Genomic DNA, 373 nt, shown 5'->3' with positions numbered 1-373 from the left:
GAATGGCAGGGGCGACTCGGGGCGCATTCGCCGGACGGTAGCGGCGCACCAGAATCTGGCTGCCGTCATCCACTGTGACCTGATGATCCACCACCACGGGAAGGCGAACCGGCGCCACATCCAACAGCGCAATCATGTCCCGGTAATTACGCCGGGCTTGCTCCACCGTGCCCGAATTAAGAGTCGGCTTGGCACCGCTCAGTGCCAGCAGAAAACGCAATCGCGAATCCAGGTGTGAGCGGCTGTGGGTTTCCAGTCCGACGGCAAAACGTTCCAGCACCGGACCGGGCAACGTCATCAGGGCACGTACTGTTGCCCGCTCAAAAACAACTGGATTCATGGGGTCTCCTTATGCTGATCGCCAGACGCATGA

General features: G+C 60.3%; 1 pseudogene. It reads right to left on the bottom strand.

Annotated features, from left to right (window positions below):
• Positions 1-340: pseudogene (locus tag A3730_RS10790) on the bottom strand (alpha/beta hydrolase); the annotation flags it as partial.
• Between the last annotated feature and the right edge of the window lie 33 nt (positions 341-373).

This window comes from Alcanivorax sp. HI0044, from assembly GCF_001634945.1.
Note: the sequence above shows the minus strand (reverse complement) of the source record. Positions and strands in the feature narration are given on the sequence as shown.